Source organism: Methylobacterium sp. 17Sr1-1 (genome assembly GCF_003173775.1).
In the GTDB taxonomy this organism is placed as follows: Bacteria; Pseudomonadota; Alphaproteobacteria; order Rhizobiales; family Beijerinckiaceae; genus Methylobacterium.
In genome coordinates this window covers 4,193,590-4,208,714 of sequence record NZ_CP029552.1, presented here as the reverse complement: position 1 = coordinate 4,208,714, position 15,125 = coordinate 4,193,590, and the positions used below count along the sequence as shown (strand labels likewise).

Below are 15,125 nucleotides of genomic sequence, written 5' to 3'. Positions count from 1 at the left end.
CGTGAGATGCGCGCGGCGGCCCCAGCGCGGCGCGACGGGGCTTATTGGCGATGCGGAGTGAAGCGAGCGCGGTGCGGGTGGACAAATCCGATGTGGGCTCCGCTCTGCACGACGCCTGTTCCCGCCTCGTCTGGAACGCGCCGGACCACGCCCTCTGCCTCCTCGATCCGGACGGCCGGGTGGCGGCCTGGAATCCGGGCGCCGAGCGCCTGACCGGGTTTCCCGCGGCGGAGGTGATCGGCCGCGCCTTCGCGTACGGCGATTCGCCCGAGGAGAGCGCGGCGGCTCTCGCGGCGGCGCGGGAGACCGGGCGCTACGACACGGAAGGATGGTGGCCGCGCCGCGACGGCACCCGGTTCCGCGCCCACACGGTCATCGAGGCGCTTCGCGACGGCGAGGCCCTCGCCGGCTACGCCCAGATCATCCGCGACGCGACCCCGCGCGCGGAGGAGGAGGGCGGCCAGTTCCAGGCCGTGGCGCTGATCCTCGACCTCGCTCTCTCGACCATGTCGCAGGGGCTGTGCCTGTTCGATGCCGACGGCCAGGTGCGGCTCCTCAACCAGCGCTTCTTCTCGCTGTTTCCGGCGGCCGGCGGGCGCGACCTCGTCGGAATGCCGATCGCGGCGCTCTGGGCCCTCGCCTTCGCCGGTCCCGAGGCCGGGCCGCCGGAGGGCACCGTTCTGCTCGCCGGCCACGAGGCGGCGCTCGCCCGCGGCGAGACCGTGGTGGTCCCCGCGCCGGACGGCCGCGCGATCGCCCTGGTGCGCCGGAGCGTGCCCGGCGGAGCGTTCGTCGTCACCTTCGAGGACGTGACGCGCCAGCGCGAGGCCGAACTGGAGATCAGCCGGCTCGCCCATCACGATGCCCTCACCGGCCTCGCCAACCGGGCGAAGCTGTGGCGCCACCTGCACGAGGGCGCCGTCGACGGCGCGCTCCCGGCCGGGACCGCGCTCCTGTTCCTCGACCTCGACGGCTTCAAGGCCGTCAACGACGATCTCGGGCACCAGGCGGGCGACGCGCTGCTGCAGCAGGTGGCCGAGCGCCTGCGCCGCGCCGTGCCGGAGGGAGGGCTCGCCGCCCGGTTCGGCGGCGACGAGTTCGCCCTGCTGCTGCCGGGAGCGGCCGGGAACCTCGCGGTCCCGCTCGCCGAGGGGCTGCTGATCGACCTCGCCCGGCCCTACGCGATCGAGGACCAGCGGCCGCGCCACGTCACGGCGAGCATCGGCATCGCCTTCGCGGACGGCGCCACCACGCCGGACGCGATGCTGCACCAGGCCGATTGCGCGCTCTACGCCGCCAAGGGCGCCGGCAAGGCCGCCTGGCGGCCGTTCACGCCGGAGCTGGAGACCGAGCGCAGCGACGAGGAGCGCCTGGAGCAGGATCTGCGGCACGCCATCGCGGCCGGCCAGCTCGGCGTCGCCTACCAGCCGATCGTCGGGCTGGCCCATGGCGGGGTCAACGCCCAGGAGGCGCTGCTGCGCTGGACGCATCCGGAGCGCGGCCCGGTCTCGCCGCGACGGTTCATCCCGCTCGCCGAGAAGTCGGACATGATCCGGGTGCTCGGCCTGTGGGTGCTCGACCGGGCCTGCCGGGACGCCGCCGGTTGGACCGATCCGGCCCGGGTCTGCGTCAACGTCTCGGTGCGTCAGCTCGGCGATGGCAGCCTGCCGCGGGCGGTGGGCGAGATCCTGCGGCAGACCGGCCTCGCCCCGCGGCGCCTCGAACTCGAGATCACCGAGACGGTGCTGAGCAACACCGCCGACGGGATCGTCGACGACCTGCACCTCCTCCACGCCATGGGCGTGCGCATCTCGCTCGACGATTTCGGCGTCGGCTTCTCGTCCCTCGGGCGCCTGCGCGCCTACCCGTTCGACCGCATCAAGCTCGACGCCTCGTTCGTGCGCGACGCCGTCGAGCGGCCGGATTGCCGGGCGATCGTCGGCGTCGTCGCCGAGCTCGGCCGCCGCCTCGGCATCGAGACGGTGGCGGAGGGCGTCGAGACGCCGGCCCAGCTCGCGGTGATCCACGAGGAGGGCTTCACCGAGGCGCAGGGCTACCTGTTCGGCCGCGCCGTGCTCGCCCCGGCGGCGTGACGCCGCCGGAGCGCGCCGGTGAGCCTTGCCGCCGTCAGGCGATCGGCCCGGTGTGCTTCTCCAAGAGCGCCCAGGCGTCGTCGCCGAACTTGCCCTTCCACTCCTTGTAGAAGCCGGCCGATTGCAGCTTGGCCTGGAACGCCTTGGTGTCGACGTCCTGGATCGTGAGGCCGCGGGCGCGCAGGTCCTGCTCGGTCGTGCTCGCGCGCTTGGCCATGTCCTCGCGCTGCGCCACCGCCTGGGCGTTGAAGTGCTTGGCGATCACGGTCTTCACGTCCTGCGGCAGGCCGCGCCAGACCTTGCCGTTCGACAGGAGCCAGAAGCCGTCCCACATGTGGTTGGTCTTCGAGAGGTACTTCTGTACCTCGTAGAGCTTGGCGGTGTCGATCAGCGTCAGCGGGTTCTCCTGACCCTCGGCGATCTTGGTCTGCAGCGCCGAGTAGACTTCCGCGAAGTTGATCGTCATCGGGGCGGCGTCGAAGGCCTTGAACATCGAGGTCCACATCGGGCTCGGCGGGACCCGGATCTTGAAGCCCTTGAAGTCCTCCGGCTTCAGGATCGGCCGGGTCGACGAGGTGGTCTGGCGGAAGCCGTTCTCCCAGATGCGGTCGAAGGCGAAGAGGCCCGACTTCTCGATCTGCGCCCGCACATGGGCGCCGAAGTCGCCGTCCATCGCCGGCCACAGCTTGTCGTAGCCGTTCCAGGCGAAGCCCACGCCGCTGATCGAGGCCGCCGGCACCAGGGTGGCGAGGATCAGGGGCGAGAGGGTGAAGAATTCCAGCGCGCCGGAGCGCAGCTGGCTCAGCATGTCGGTGTCGCCGCCGAGCTGATTGTTGGGAAACAGCTTGACGTCGACCTTGCCGCCGGTCTCCTCGCGGATCGCGTCCGTCGCCTTGGTCATGTAGACCGTGAGGGGATGGCTGATCGGCGTGTTGTTGGCCGCCTTCAGGGTGTACTCGGCCGCGTGCGCCCGGGTGATGCGCAACACCGCCGGGCCCGCGACGGCGCCGGCGACGGCGAGATGGAGCGCGCGGCGGCGCGTGAGCGTGGTCATGGGTTCCTCCCTCGGATGGGCCCGGCTGTCCGGACCGATGGCGTGCTCCCCGCGTCTCGTGCGCGGGTCCGTCGAGGCTTAAAGCACGTTTTTTCCGCCCCGGCATCCGTCCGGACGGTGCGCCGCCGCCCCCCATTCACTGTTACGCGCGGGCGGAAATGCTCTAAGGAGGGCCGACCGCATCCCGCGGGCGGCGCTTCGACCTCGACGCCGCATCCCCGTCCGTCCGCGGCCGGCCTCACGGGCCCGGCCCGAAGGTTCGCCGTTGCCGTTCGCTATGCCCCTCGTCCGCTCGATCCTGTTCACCGTCGCCTTCTACCTCGTCACCGCCGCGCTGCTGATCGGCGGCCTGCCGGCCCTCGCCACCCGGCGCAGCGTGGTGTGGCTGGCCCAGACCTGGGGCCGGATCACCCTCCGGCTGCTCGAGGCCATCGTCGGCCTCAGGGTCGAGTTTCGCGGGCTGGAGCATCGCCCGGCCGGGGCGTGCCTCGTAGCTGCCAAGCACCAGTCGGCCCTCGAGACCGTGGCCCTCGTCACGGTGCTCGACGACTTCAGCTACATCCTCAAGCGCGAGCTGATGTGGCTGCCTCTGTTCGGCTGGTACCTCGGCCGCAGCGAGATGGTGGCGATCGACCGCTCGAAGGGCTCACGGGCGCTGGCGCTGATGAACGAGGAGGCCGCCGCCGCCATGGCGGACGGCCGCCGCCTGATCATCTTCCCCGAGGGCACGCGGCGCGCGCCGGATGCGCCGCCGGCCTACAAGTACGGCGTCGTGCACATGTACGACCGGCTCGGCGTGCCGTGCCTGCCGGTCGCGCTCAATACCGGGGTGTTCTGGGGGCGCCGCCGCCTGACCTACCGGCCGGGCACGGCCGTCATCGAGTTCCTGCCCGCGATTCCGCCGGGCCTGCCGAAGGACCGGTTCTTCGCCGAGCTGCAGGAGCGGATCGAGACCGCCTCGGATGCCCTGGTGCGGGAAGCGGGGATGCCCAAGTCGGCGCACGCCGCAGCGCGGTCGCAGGAGACGTAAGGGGCCGGGTCCTTCGGAACCATCCCATCCCACTCACGACCGCTGGATGAGGATGGAGGTTGGAAGGCGCAGAAATCTCGGCCATCAAGCGATTATAGTTCAAAAATACCAGTAATTTCTTGGTTTTCTGTACGACCGGACGTCGCGCAAGCACAGCCGTTGCGCGGATGCGCGCCGCGAAACATGAACTCTTCGTAATCCGCGAAACGATTTCGCCCCCTCGTGCATTTCATGGGCCTCACTCCACAGGAGGCTATGATGCGTTGGAGCATGATTGCTGGCGCCGCGATCCTGTCCGTCGGCGCCTTCGTCGGCACGGGAACGACCGCGGAGGCGCGTGACGGCTGCGGCCCCGGGTTCCACCGGAACTGGCACGGCTGGTGCCGTCCGAATTTCGGGCCGCGGGTCGTCTACGCCCCGGTCGTGGGCTACCGCCCGGTCGTCGTCGGCCCGCGCTGGGGCTACGGTTATCGGCGCGTCGGCTGGCATCGGCCGTGGGGTTACGGCTACCGCCCCGTCGGCTGGCACAGACCCTGGGGCTACGGTTACCGCCGGGTCGGCTGGGGCGGTGGCTGGGGTCACCACGGGTGGCATCATCGCTGGTGAACGACCGCGCCGCGGCCGGGAAAACCCGGCCGCGGCGCCCTTTCACGCACCCTCCGCCGACCCCGGCCTTGAACCCGGCGCACCGCCTCTCCAGATCCGGTGAACTCCGATCGTTCGCGCTTGACGGACCTCCGGAATCGGAACTAGGCTGGAACAAATGGCGAACAAACGAGCCCTGTCCTGGTCTGTGGCGATGCGGGACATCCAGAACGACCGCGCGAGGAGAATGGACGTGCGTGAGGAGCGCCTGAGAACGGCCAACGGCCTGCGCGGCACCCCGGCCCTGCCGCTGAGCGCCTGGCGCGGCCGCTCCGGCCGCCGCTACGTGGTGGGGATCCACGCCCTCGAGGACGATCCGGCGGAGGTCGGCGAGGCGGTGGTGATCGCGGTGCGCCGCGGCGGCGACGGCACCGCCGAGCTGGTGGCGGTGGCCGCTGCCGGCGAGAGCCCGCGCGAGCGCCTCGCCCGCGGCTGGCTCACCCGCGCCCGCGCCCGCGGCGCGACCGAGATGCACCTCCACCGCCTGGCCGAGGACGCGGCGGCGCGCCGTGCCGTGGTGGCGGATCTCGGCGGCGCGCCGGCCTGAGACTTCTCAGTAGATCGGTCCCGACGACCAGGTCGGGCTGCCGAGCGGCAGCGGCTCCGGCAGGGCGCGGGGCTCGGCGGCCAGAGCCGGCCGCGAGACGGGCGGCGGGGCGTAGGCTTGGACCGGTGCCGGGCGAGGGGAGGGCGCACGGGCGACCTTCGTGCCGGTCTCCCGGGCGCTCGTCGGCGACAGGCCGTAGGGATCGTCCTCCTCGACGTCGATCGGCGCCGGATCGGGGGCGGGTTGCCAGGCCGGCTTCTTGCGGATCGGCGAGAGTGGGGTGCCGGGCGGCGGCAGCCGCGACTCGTACTTGATCAGCGGCTTGCAGATCCGGCGCAGGCCCCTCGGGTCGTGCCGCGCCAGGTCGAGATGCAGGTGGTCGTAGTGGTAGACGTTCGACCCCGGTGCCAGCACGGTCGTGAAGTGGTTGCAGGCGCCGAGGAAGACCTCGCGCAAGAAGCCCTGCTCGGCCTCGGTGCCGCGCCAGCCGCCCTTGACGGTCACGACGTAGCCGTCGGCGAAGCGGAAGGACATCACGTCGACGGCGTTGCCGAACGAGTGCTCCGAGAGCTTCGCGCCGACCTGGTTGTTGCGGCCGCGGCAGGAATACGAGCCGGAATTGATCTCCACGACCGGCTGGCCGAAATACACTTCCGCCGCCGGCTGCACCGTGCCGGCGAGCCAGGCCTCGACCTCGGGAATGATCGGGCAGGCCAGCGTCATGCGCTGCTTGAGCGCCACGGTGCCGCCCGCGAGCCGGGTGACCCGGAACGGGTGCACCATGCCGCAGACGCCCGGCCCGTCGATCTCCTTGACCGGCTGGATGTCCTCGCTCGGACGAACGAGTTTCTGGGCGAGGCAGACCTCTTCGGCCTGATTCCGCCAGGGTTCGCGCTGCTCAAACCGGTTGAGCGCGCATCCGGTGAGCCCCAGGCCGAAAAGCGTGAAGGCTGAGAACGCTACGATGCCACGACGCATGGTGCGTAAGATGCGCACGATGCCGTAAACAGCTCGTCAACCGTCGCCGTCAGAGCTTGGCCCGGGATGGGGCGGTTTCCTCACGCGAACCACGTTCCTTGCTATGGGCGGTTCGCTCACGCGAACCGCTTGGCTCCGGCGACGCAGAGGACCACCAGCCCGGTCACGACGACCATCGACGGCGCGACCGGCTCGCCGAGCAGCAGCCCCGCCAGCAGGAGGCCGAGGAAGGGCTGGAGCAGTTGCAACTGCCCCACCCCGGCGATGCCGCCCCGCGCCAGGCCGCGGTACCAGAACACGAACCCGACCAGCATGCTGAACACCGAGACGTAGGCGAGGCCCAGCCAGGCGGGAGCGCCGACCCCCGCCACGCCCGCCGGCCGGGTCGCCAGCGCCAGGACCAGCATCGCCGGCAGGGCGAGGACCAGCGCCCAGGAGATCACCTGCCAGCCGCCGAGGCGACGCGACAGGGCCGCGCCCTCGGCGTAGCCGAGCCCGCACAGCAGGATCGCGGCGAGCATCAGCAGGTCTCCGGCGAGCGAGCCGGCGCCGCTCTGGAGGAGGGCGAACCCCGCCACTGCGCCGCTGCCGAGGAGCGAGAACAGCCAGAACGCCGGCCGCGGCCGCTCGCCCCCGCGCAGGACCCCGAACAGGGCGGTGGCGAGCGGCAGGAGGCCGATGAACACGATCGAGTGCGCCGAGGTGACGTGCTGGAGCGCGAGCGCCGTCAGGAGCGGGAAGCCCAGGACCACCCCGAGCGCCACGATGGCCAGCGAGGCGAGGTCGGACCGGGCCGGCCGCGCCTGCCGCAAGCCCCACAGCAGGGCCGCCCCCAGAATGGCGGCGATCACCGCCCGGGCCGAGGTGAGGAACAGCGGCGAGAAGCCCCCCACCGCCACCCGCGTCGCCGGCAGCGAGCCGCTGAAGATCACCACCCCGAGGAGCCCGCTGCCCCACCCGTCCGCCGACCGCTGCATGGTGCGAATCACTTCCCCGAAAGCTCTGCATGCTGCCGGAGAGATACCGCGCGACGAACTACCCCACGAAGGTACGGTCCCATACAGTCGCGCCGAACTGTACGGGTCGGATCACCCACACTGTCGGGAGACGAGGGGCGATGGCGGAAGGCGGCCGGACGGCGGCGGTGATGGCGGCGATCCGGGGGCGGATCGCCGCGCGGGGGCTGGCGCCGGGCGAGACGCTGCCGTCGATCCGCGGGCTCGCCAAAGCCATGGGCGTCTCGCCCTCGACGGTGGTCGAGGCCTACGAGCGCCTGGCGGCGGAAGGGGCGGTGCGCTCGCGGCCCGGTGCCGGCTTCTACGCCGCGGCGCCGGCCTCAGCCCCGGCGGTCGCCGAGGCCGGCCCGCGCCTCGACCGGGCGGTGGACCCGCTCTGGGTCTCGCGGCAATCCCTCGACGGCGAGCCCGCGATCCCGAAGCCCGGCTGCGGCTGGCTGCCGCCGGCCTGGATGCCGGTGGCGGCGCTCCGCCGGGCCGCCCGCGGCCTCGCCCGGACCGAGGACGCGGTGCTTACCGATTACGGCGCCACGCGGGGGCCGCTGCCCCTGCGCCGGCTGCTGGCGCGGCAATGCGCCGGCGAGGGGCTGGCGGTCGGTCCCGACCAGGTCCTGCTCACCGGCTCGGGCACGCAGGCGATCGACCTGATCTGCCGCCTGCTGCTGCGGCCGGGCGACACGGTGCTCGTCGACGATCCGTGCTACTTCAATTTCCAGGCGCTGCTGCGCGCCCACCGCGCCACCGTGGTCGGCGTGCCCTATACCGAGGCGGGACCGGACCCGGAGCGTTTCGCGGAGGCCGCGGCCACGCACCGCCCGCGGCTCTACGTCACCAACTCCGCCCTCCATAACCCGACCGGGGCGACGCTCTCGCCGGCCGTCGCCCACCGGATCCTCAACGCGGCCGCCGCTTATGACGTGGGAATCGTCGAGGACGACATCTTCGCGGCCTTCGAGCCGGAGCCCTCGCCGCGGCTCGCCGCCCTCGACGGGCTGGAGCGGGTGATCCGGATCGGCAGCTTCTCCAAGACCCTCTCGGCCTCGATCCGCTGCGGCTACGTCGTGGCGAAGGCCGAGTGGATTGAGGCCCTGATCGACCTCCAGGTGGCGACGAGCTTCGGCGGGGTCAGCCCGGTCGCGGCGGAGCTGGTCGCGGGCGTGCTCGGCGACGGGCAGTACCGCAAGCACCTCGAATCCCTGCGCCGCCGCCTCGACCGGGCCCGGCGCGAGGCCGCCGGACGGCTCGCCCCCCTCGGCATCCGACCCTGGCTGATGCCGCGGGGCGGATTCTATCTCTGGTGCAGCCTGCCGGAGGGCCGCGACGCCGCGGACGTAGCCCGGGCAGCGCTCCGCGAGGGCGTGGTGCTCGCCCCCGGCGACGTGTTCAGCGTCTCGCGCACGGCCGGGGACCGGATGCGCTTCAACGTGGCGCAGATGGCGGATGCGCGGGTGCTGCCGGTGCTGGAGCGGGCGCTGGCGGATCGGTGAGGCATGCACCGAGGTTGCAGCACCTGCCGCGACATTCCCTCAGACGCGGCTCTCCGCCTCGATCGGGACCCTTCCGCCTTGGAACGCCGCGAGGCTGAGCGCCGCCATCGCCCAGGCGCAGAAGGCCGCGTAGAGCATCACCCAGCCGAAGCCGTCGAGCAGCGCTTCGCGCGCCGCCGCGGCGCCCAACTCGACCCCGCCCGGCATCCCGGCCGCGAGGTTGCCGGCGGCGATCGTCTCGGCCAGCCGGTCGAGAAGGTCAGCCTGTGCTTGCGGCAGCAGGCGCGCAAGGCTGGCGCGGATGCCCTGCACCAGGATGAAGCCCATCAGGGCGATGTTGATCGCCAGCGAGATCATCCGGGCGCTCATGTCCATGCCCGAGGCCATGCCGGCCCGCTCGGCCGGGACCGCGGCGGTCGCCGTGTTGGTGACGGGCGTGTTGGTGAGCCCGAGGCCGGCTCCGGCGAGGAGGCAGCCCGGCAGCATCGCGGCCCAGCTCGCCGGATCCATGGCCGTGGCGGTGCGCATCAGCACGAAGCCGAGCCCGATGGTGAAGAGACCGAGCGGGATGACACGGTGCGGCCCATGGCGCCGCAGCAGCGCTTCGGCGACGGGCGGGACGAACAGGGTCGGCAGCGTGTAGGCGAGGAGCGCGAGGCCGGCCCCGACGCTGTCGAGCCCGAGCACCGCCTGGAAGTGGATCGGCAGGTAGATCACGAACGGCCAGAAGCTGAAATTCATGCCGCTCGCGCCGAGGAGGGCGCCCGAGAAGCGGCGGATGCGGAAGGCGCGGAAGTCGAACATCGGCCGGGCCGTCAGGGTCTCGACGGCGACGAACGCGGCGAAGCCCAGCGCGCCGAGGGCGGCCGTGGCGAGCCCGGCCGGATCGTCGGGCGACAGGGCCTGTCCCCTCGTGATGAGGAAGACGAGGCAGAACACCGCCAGCGACAGCGTGACCATGCCGGCGAGGTCGATCCGCACCGCGTGGGGATCGGAGGATTCCTCCACGCCGGCCCGGGCCAGCAGCATCGCGACGACGGCCAGGACGGCGTGGACGAGGAAGACCCAATGCCAGGTCGACAGGGCGACGATGGCGCCGCCGACGAGCGGACCGAAGCCGAGGCCGATGCCGAAGACGATGCCCCACCAGCCGAAGGCCCGGCCGCGATCCGGGCCGTCGCGGAACTGGTGCGAGAGCACGGCGACCTGACAGGCCAGCATCGCCGCGCCGCTGCTGCCCTGGAGGAAGCGGGCGGCGATGAGCAACGATGCGCTGGCGGCGAGCCCGCAGACCAGGGAAGCCGCGCCGAACACCGCGATGCCGGCGAGGAAGACGCGCTTGCGGCCGAAGCGGTCGGCGAGGGCGCCCATCGCCATCAGCCAGGTCGTCATCGCGATGGTGTAGGCGTTCATGATCCATTGCAGCTGCCGGAAGTCGGCCGGCAGAACCTGCTCCAGGGTCGGCAGGATCGCCGGGATGCTGGAGATCTCCAGCCCCAGCATCAGGGCGGACAGGCAAATGGCCGCGAGGGCGAGGACTTTGCGCCGCGGTCGAGGGGTGGACATGGACGGCTCCTGTGCGGGCTGCCGTCGCGGGAGGCACGATGACGGTGCGCGTTGGTCCGTCATCGCGGACGCCCCCGCCGCGGCAGCGTGGGTGACGGCGCCGCAGGTTGTTCCGGTCTCGACCATGACACAACGCGATGGCAGACTATATCAGTGACAACGGAACATGATGGGTGGCGACCGTGCTGACGCTGGATGTCGATGCCGTCCGGGCCTTCGTGCTGGTGGCGGAGCACCGGAGCTTCACCCGCGCGGCGGAGGCTCTGGGCACGACGCAGGGCGCCGTCAGCGTGAAGCTGAAGCGGCTGGAGGACCGGCTCGGCCATCGGCTCATCGAGCGGACGCCCCGGCAGGTGCGGTTGTCGGCGCAGGGCGAGACTTTCATCGGTCCGGCGCAGGACTTCCTGGCGGCGCATGAGCGCGCCGTCGCCGGGCTGACGGTGGCGCGTCGCCGCTTCCGGCTCGGCATCGCCAGTCACGTGATGGGTCCGGAGGTGCCGACCCTGCTCGCGCGGCTGAAGAGCCTCGACCCGGCCCTCACGATCGAGGTCCTGCTCGACAATGCCTGGACGCTGATGGAGGCCTTCGAGGGCGGGACCCTCGACGCCGTGATCATCCGCAGCGACGACGACCGGCGCGAAGGGGAAGTCCTGGGGCCGGAGCATTTCGGCTGGTTCGCCGCCCCGGACTTCGCGCTGCGCGCGGGCGAGCCGTTGCCGCTCGCCACGCTCTCCCCCTGCTGCGCGGTGCGCGACGCGGCGACGCGCCTGCTCGACCGCGCCGGCATTCCCTGGATCGAGGTCTTCGTCGGCGGCACGGCCGCCAACGCGGCGGCCATCTCGGCGGGGCTCGCGGTCGCGGCGTTTCCGTGCCGGCTCGCGCCGTCAGATTCCGTCGAGGTCGGCGGTCAGCTCGGCCTGCCGCCCTTGCCCTCCCACGAGATCGTCCTGCACTCGTCGCTGTCCGATGCGCGGACGAGGGCGACCTTGCGTACCATCACGGCGGCGTTCCGCGAGCACCGCAAGCCGGTAGGCGGAGCGTAGCTGGCGCAGCCAGACTGATGCCGGCGGCAGCGATGGGAGGATCGGGGGTTTCGAGGGAGGTGGTGCGGGCGGTCGGACTCGAACCGACATATCCGTGAGGACGGCGGATTTTGAGTCCGCTGCGTCTACCAATTCCGCCACGCCCGCGCGCGGTGAAGCCCCTCTCCTGTGCCGTGCGAAGCGGGAGCGTGTCAATCCCGTGCGGCGCGGCCATTGCCCTGGCGATGCGAGCCGCGCTGATCCCGGGACGGGTTGTCCTTCGGGGTCTCGGGCGCCTCGTTGATGCCGGGCGCGATGCCGGGCGCGATCTCGTCGGCGCTCGGCCCCGCCCTCGGGTCGGGGGCCGGCAGGGTCGAGACGTCGTGCGGGCCCTTGACCGTGGTGGTGATTCCGGCCGGCGAGACGGCGGCGTCCTCCGGCCGCCTGGGGCCGAGGCGGTCGACGAAGGCGCTGAACACGTCGCGCAGGCGGTCGCCGGGCTCGGCATAGGCGCCGACCGAGACGGTCGCGGTCATGCCGGCGACCAGCGCGATTTCCGGCGGCACCGCCTCGATGCGGATGCGCACCGGCACCCTTTGGGCGAGGCGGACCCAGGTATAGACCGGATCGACGCTGGGGAGGCCTTGCGTGCTCGCCGCGGCGTTCGGGGTGCTGATGCCGCGGGTGATGCTGTCGACTCGGCCGCGGATCGGCGCGGAATAGCCCATCAGGGCCGCGGTCGCCGGATCGCCGACCCGGATGTGCTCCATCTTGGTCTCCTCGAAATAGCCGTCGATCCAGTACGAATCGGCGTCGATGACCGAGATGTTGCGGGTACCGGCGCTGGCGTAGTCGCCGACCCGCAGGAGCAGGTTGGTGACGTAGCCATTGACGGGACTTCTGACCTCCGTGCGCTTCAGGTTGATCTCGGCCTGGGCGACCTGGGCCTGCGCCTGCGCGAAGGCGGCCTCCGCCTGCTTGGCGGTGCCGGCGAATTGCTGCTTCTCCTCGATCGAGGTCGAGACCGTGGTCAGCGCCTCGCGCCGCGCGGCCTGGGCGCGCTTGACCTGGAGGTCGGCGGCCCGGTTCTCGACGTCGGCTTTTGCCGAATCGAGCGCGACCTTGAAGTCGAACGGGTCGATCACGTAGAGCACGTCGCCCTTCTTGACGAGCTGGTTGTCGACGACGCGCAGCTCGGTGATCTGGCCCGAGACCTGGGGGGCGATGCTCGACACCTGCACCCGCACCCGCCCGTCCCGGGTCCAGGGCGCGGTGACGTAGTACTGCCAGACGATCAGCGCCGCGGCGGCGGCCAGAGCCAGCACCACGAGGGTGGCGAGGATCCGCAACAGGCGCCGGCCCCGGGTCGTCCGCTTGACCGCCACGTTTCCCTCCTCAGACCAGCACGATCAGCAGCGCCAGGATGCAGACGTAGAGCCCCGCCTCGGCGAGCGGCGGGTTGGCGAACACCCGCTCGAAGCGCATCAGCCGCAGGAGCGGCCGAAGGCCGAGCAGGATCGCCAGGGCGGCGCCCGCATAGACGACGAAGGGGGAGACCAGCACCCCGCCGATCGTCAGTTCGTGAAACATGGCCTAGCGCGACCTCCACAGGTCGAGGCGCCGCAGCACCCGGCCCTGCCCCTCGACGACATAGGACGCGGTGGCGAGGTCGGCCACGACCCGTGTTGCGATGCGGCGCGATTCGGCCGGCGCGGTGCGGACGGCCGCGAGGAGGGCGGCGCCCGCCTCCCGCAAGGGCTCGGCTTCCGCCCGTCGCAGGGCGGCCCGGGCCTGACGCACCGCCCCGTCATAGGCCGGCGTTCCGGCGAGCTGGTTGAGGCCCGCTTGCGCGCCCGCGGCGGCGGTGTCGAGGGCGGCGAGCGCGAAGGCGTGGCGCAGGGTGGCGCGGCGGACGGCGCCGGCGGTGCCGCCCCAGCCGGCGAACTGCACCAGGCGGTCGGCGTCGAGGTTGACCCGCTCGTCGGCCTCCTGCGGCTCGCCCGACAGGGCGTCGATCACGTCGGCCCGGGCCGCTTGCAACGACCAGCGCCGGCGCTGGGCGTCGGTGGTCGGCAGCACGATCCGGATCACCAGGAACAGGATCAGCCCGGCGACGCAGAACAGCACGCTCGCGTTGACGTAGGATTCCGGGTTGTAGGGCTGGGGGTTGGCCGGCGACAGCACGACGGGGAAGAACACCAGCAGGATGAAGCCGAGGCTCGCGGTCGCCGGCCGCAGGCTGAGCAGGCAGGCGGTGACGATGACGGGGGCCATCGCGATGGCGAGGAGCGGGAAGCCCTGGCCGCCGTCGAGGACGAGGAACTCGACCAATCCGGCGCAGGCCGCGGCGAGCGGCATGCCCCAGAGCGCACCGGTGGCGAAGCCGATCGGGTTCGGGTTGATCGAGGCGAGGGCCGCGAAGGCCGAGACCTGCAGCAGCGCCGAGGAGGTCGCCGGCCAGCCGCTCAGGATGAAGAGGGCGGCGCTGACCGCGATCGTGATGACGACCCGGGCGGCGTTGCGCAACGCATCGGGGAAGTCGCGGTGCACCGGCAGGCGCATGTCGCGGAGCGGCTCGCGGCCGGTCTCCAACGCGGTGATCCCGTCCTCCGCCAGCCTGTCCTGGCGCAGGAGGTCGATGGCGCGCCGGTGGAGCAGCACGGCATCGGTATCCGCGTGATCGCCCGCCGCCAGCGCGTCGAGGCGGGCCACCAGGGCGGGCAGGGCGTCGCGGTCGCCGTCGAGGCCGGCGAGCACTCTGGTCCGCAGGTCGTCAGGGTCGCCCGAGCGCGCCACCGCCAGCGCGAAGGATCGGGCGGCCGCCACCGAGGCGAACAGGGCCGCCACGGCGCTGCGGGCGCCCGCCGCCCGGTTCTCGCCGTCGTGGAACTCCGTCGCCACCACCCCGATCGCGTCGCGGGGCGCGGCCACGAGGCGCATCGCGTCGGCGGCGTCCTCCGGGCCCGGATCGCCGTCCTGCACCGCCCTGCGGACGAAGTCCCTGACCGCGTCGCGGGCCCTGGCTAGGCCGGCGCTGAGCTCGGGGAAGACGTAAGGCGCGCCCAGCGCGTCGTTGATGAAGGTGATCGACACGATGCCGAGCGTGATCGCGGCGACGCGCTCGACGCCGGTGGCGAAGACCGATTGCGGCGCGTCGATGTTGCTGATCGCGATGATCGCCACCGTGTAGCCCGACAGCATGGCGCCGTAGGCCTTGGTGCCCTGCAGGTAGTTGGCGACGAAGACGCACAGCCCCATCCAGGTCGCGAAGGCGACCAGCAGCTCGACCCGGTCCTGCGCGAACAGGGCGGCGAACAGGATCGCGACCGCGAAGCCGATCACCGTGCCGAGGAACCGGTAGGCTGCCTTCGACAGGGCCTGCCCGCGCCGGGGCTGGGCCAGGATCGCCACCGTGACGGCCGCCGAGGACGCGCTCTCGAGCTGGAGCCAGAACCCGGCATAGAGCGCCAGCATCATGGCGAGCCAGATCCGCACGGCGTAGGCCCAGGAGGAGAGCGGCGGCGGCTCGATCCGCTCCAGCACGGCATCGATCCAGCCGCGGCGCGCGGTCGTCACCTCGGCCATGGCCGTCCCCCGTCATCGATCGCGCCCGATTGGGATGCGCCATCCGAATACGATGCTAGGGTGGGGGCGGCCGGGCTACGACCCGGCTCGCGGCTCCGCGCC

The 15,125-nt window shown here is 72.1% G+C and carries 12 protein-coding genes, 1 tRNA gene and 1 pseudogene; 6 read left to right on the top strand and 8 right to left on the bottom strand.

Annotated elements, in window-relative coordinates:
* Positions 1-77: 77 nt before the first annotated feature.
* Positions 78-2,093: an EAL domain-containing protein gene (locus DK412_RS18905; RefSeq protein ID WP_162596244.1), complete on the top strand. Its 2,016-nt coding sequence runs from the start codon at positions 78-80 to the stop codon at positions 2,091-2,093.
* 34 nt (positions 2,094-2,127) lie between these two features.
* Here the strand turns inward: DK412_RS18905 and DK412_RS18900 are convergent, their stop codons facing one another.
* A complete protein-coding gene (locus DK412_RS18900; RefSeq protein WP_109973204.1) occupies positions 2,128-3,147 on the bottom strand; it encodes a TRAP transporter substrate-binding protein in 1,020 nt (339 codons plus the stop codon).
* A 277-nt stretch (positions 3,148-3,424) separates the two neighbouring features.
* Here DK412_RS18900 and DK412_RS18895 point away from each other — a divergent pair, with 277 nt between their 5' ends.
* The 3 genes from DK412_RS18895 (at position 3,425) to DK412_RS18885 (ending at position 5,369) form a co-directional block, all read left to right on the top strand.
* The gene (locus DK412_RS18895; RefSeq protein ID WP_109973203.1) at positions 3,425-4,177 is read left to right on the top strand and encodes a lysophospholipid acyltransferase family protein; all 753 of its coding nucleotides are present in this window, start codon (positions 3,425-3,427) and stop codon (positions 4,175-4,177) included.
* 255 nt (positions 4,178-4,432) lie between these two features.
* Positions 4,433-4,783 carry a hypothetical protein gene (locus DK412_RS18890; RefSeq protein WP_204165400.1) on the top strand — a complete coding sequence of 117 codons (351 nt, stop codon included), beginning with the start codon at positions 4,433-4,435 and terminating at the stop codon, positions 4,781-4,783.
* Positions 4,784-5,015: 232 nt separating this feature from the next.
* Positions 5,016-5,369, top strand: coding sequence for a hypothetical protein (locus tag DK412_RS18885; RefSeq protein WP_245447082.1), 354 nt, complete (start codon positions 5,016-5,018; stop codon positions 5,367-5,369).
* A gap of 6 nt (positions 5,370-5,375) precedes the next feature.
* Here DK412_RS18885 and DK412_RS18880 read toward each other — a convergent pair whose 3' ends face one another.
* Positions 5,376-6,347, bottom strand: coding sequence for an extensin family protein (locus DK412_RS18880; RefSeq protein WP_109973200.1), 972 nt, complete (start codon positions 6,345-6,347; stop codon positions 5,376-5,378).
* A gap of 116 nt (positions 6,348-6,463) precedes the next feature.
* Entirely contained in the window at positions 6,464-7,324 is an 861-nt protein-coding gene (locus tag DK412_RS18875) for a DMT family transporter (RefSeq protein WP_109973199.1), read from the bottom strand.
* Positions 7,325-7,464: 140 nt separating this feature from the next.
* On the opposite strand from DK412_RS18875, the gene DK412_RS18870 reads away from it, so the two are divergent.
* Positions 7,465-8,850, top strand: coding sequence for a PLP-dependent aminotransferase family protein (locus DK412_RS18870; RefSeq protein ID WP_109973198.1), 1,386 nt, complete (start codon positions 7,465-7,467; stop codon positions 8,848-8,850).
* Between the two features lie 39 nt (positions 8,851-8,889).
* Here DK412_RS18870 and DK412_RS18865 read toward each other — a convergent pair whose 3' ends face one another.
* Positions 8,890-10,416, bottom strand: a complete 1,527-nt coding sequence (locus DK412_RS18865; protein WP_109973197.1) for an MFS transporter — start codon at positions 10,414-10,416, stop codon at positions 8,890-8,892.
* Between the two features lie 182 nt (positions 10,417-10,598).
* Here DK412_RS18865 and DK412_RS18860 point away from each other — a divergent pair, with 182 nt between their 5' ends.
* Positions 10,599-11,459 (top strand): LysR family transcriptional regulator, encoded by an 861-nt coding sequence (locus tag DK412_RS18860; protein WP_204165618.1) that lies wholly within the window; start codon positions 10,599-10,601, stop codon positions 11,457-11,459.
* A gap of 60 nt (positions 11,460-11,519) precedes the next feature.
* Here DK412_RS18860 and DK412_RS18855 read toward each other — a convergent pair.
* The 4 genes and pseudogenes from DK412_RS18855 to DK412_RS18840 form a co-directional block, all read right to left on the bottom strand.
* Positions 11,520-11,606: transfer RNA gene (locus tag DK412_RS18855), tRNA-Leu, on the bottom strand.
* 344 nt (positions 11,607-11,950) lie between these two features.
* A pseudogene (locus DK412_RS18850) lies at positions 11,951-12,823 on the bottom strand (HlyD family secretion protein); the annotation flags it as partial.
* Positions 12,824-12,833: 10 nt separating this feature from the next.
* A complete protein-coding gene (locus DK412_RS18845) occupies positions 12,834-13,028 on the bottom strand; it encodes a DUF1656 domain-containing protein (RefSeq protein WP_109973194.1) in 195 nt (64 codons plus the stop codon).
* 3 nt (positions 13,029-13,031) lie between these two features.
* Positions 13,032-15,023, bottom strand: a complete 1,992-nt coding sequence (locus tag DK412_RS18840; protein ID WP_109973193.1) for an FUSC family protein — start codon at positions 15,021-15,023, stop codon at positions 13,032-13,034.
* Positions 15,024-15,125 lie beyond the last annotated feature (102 nt).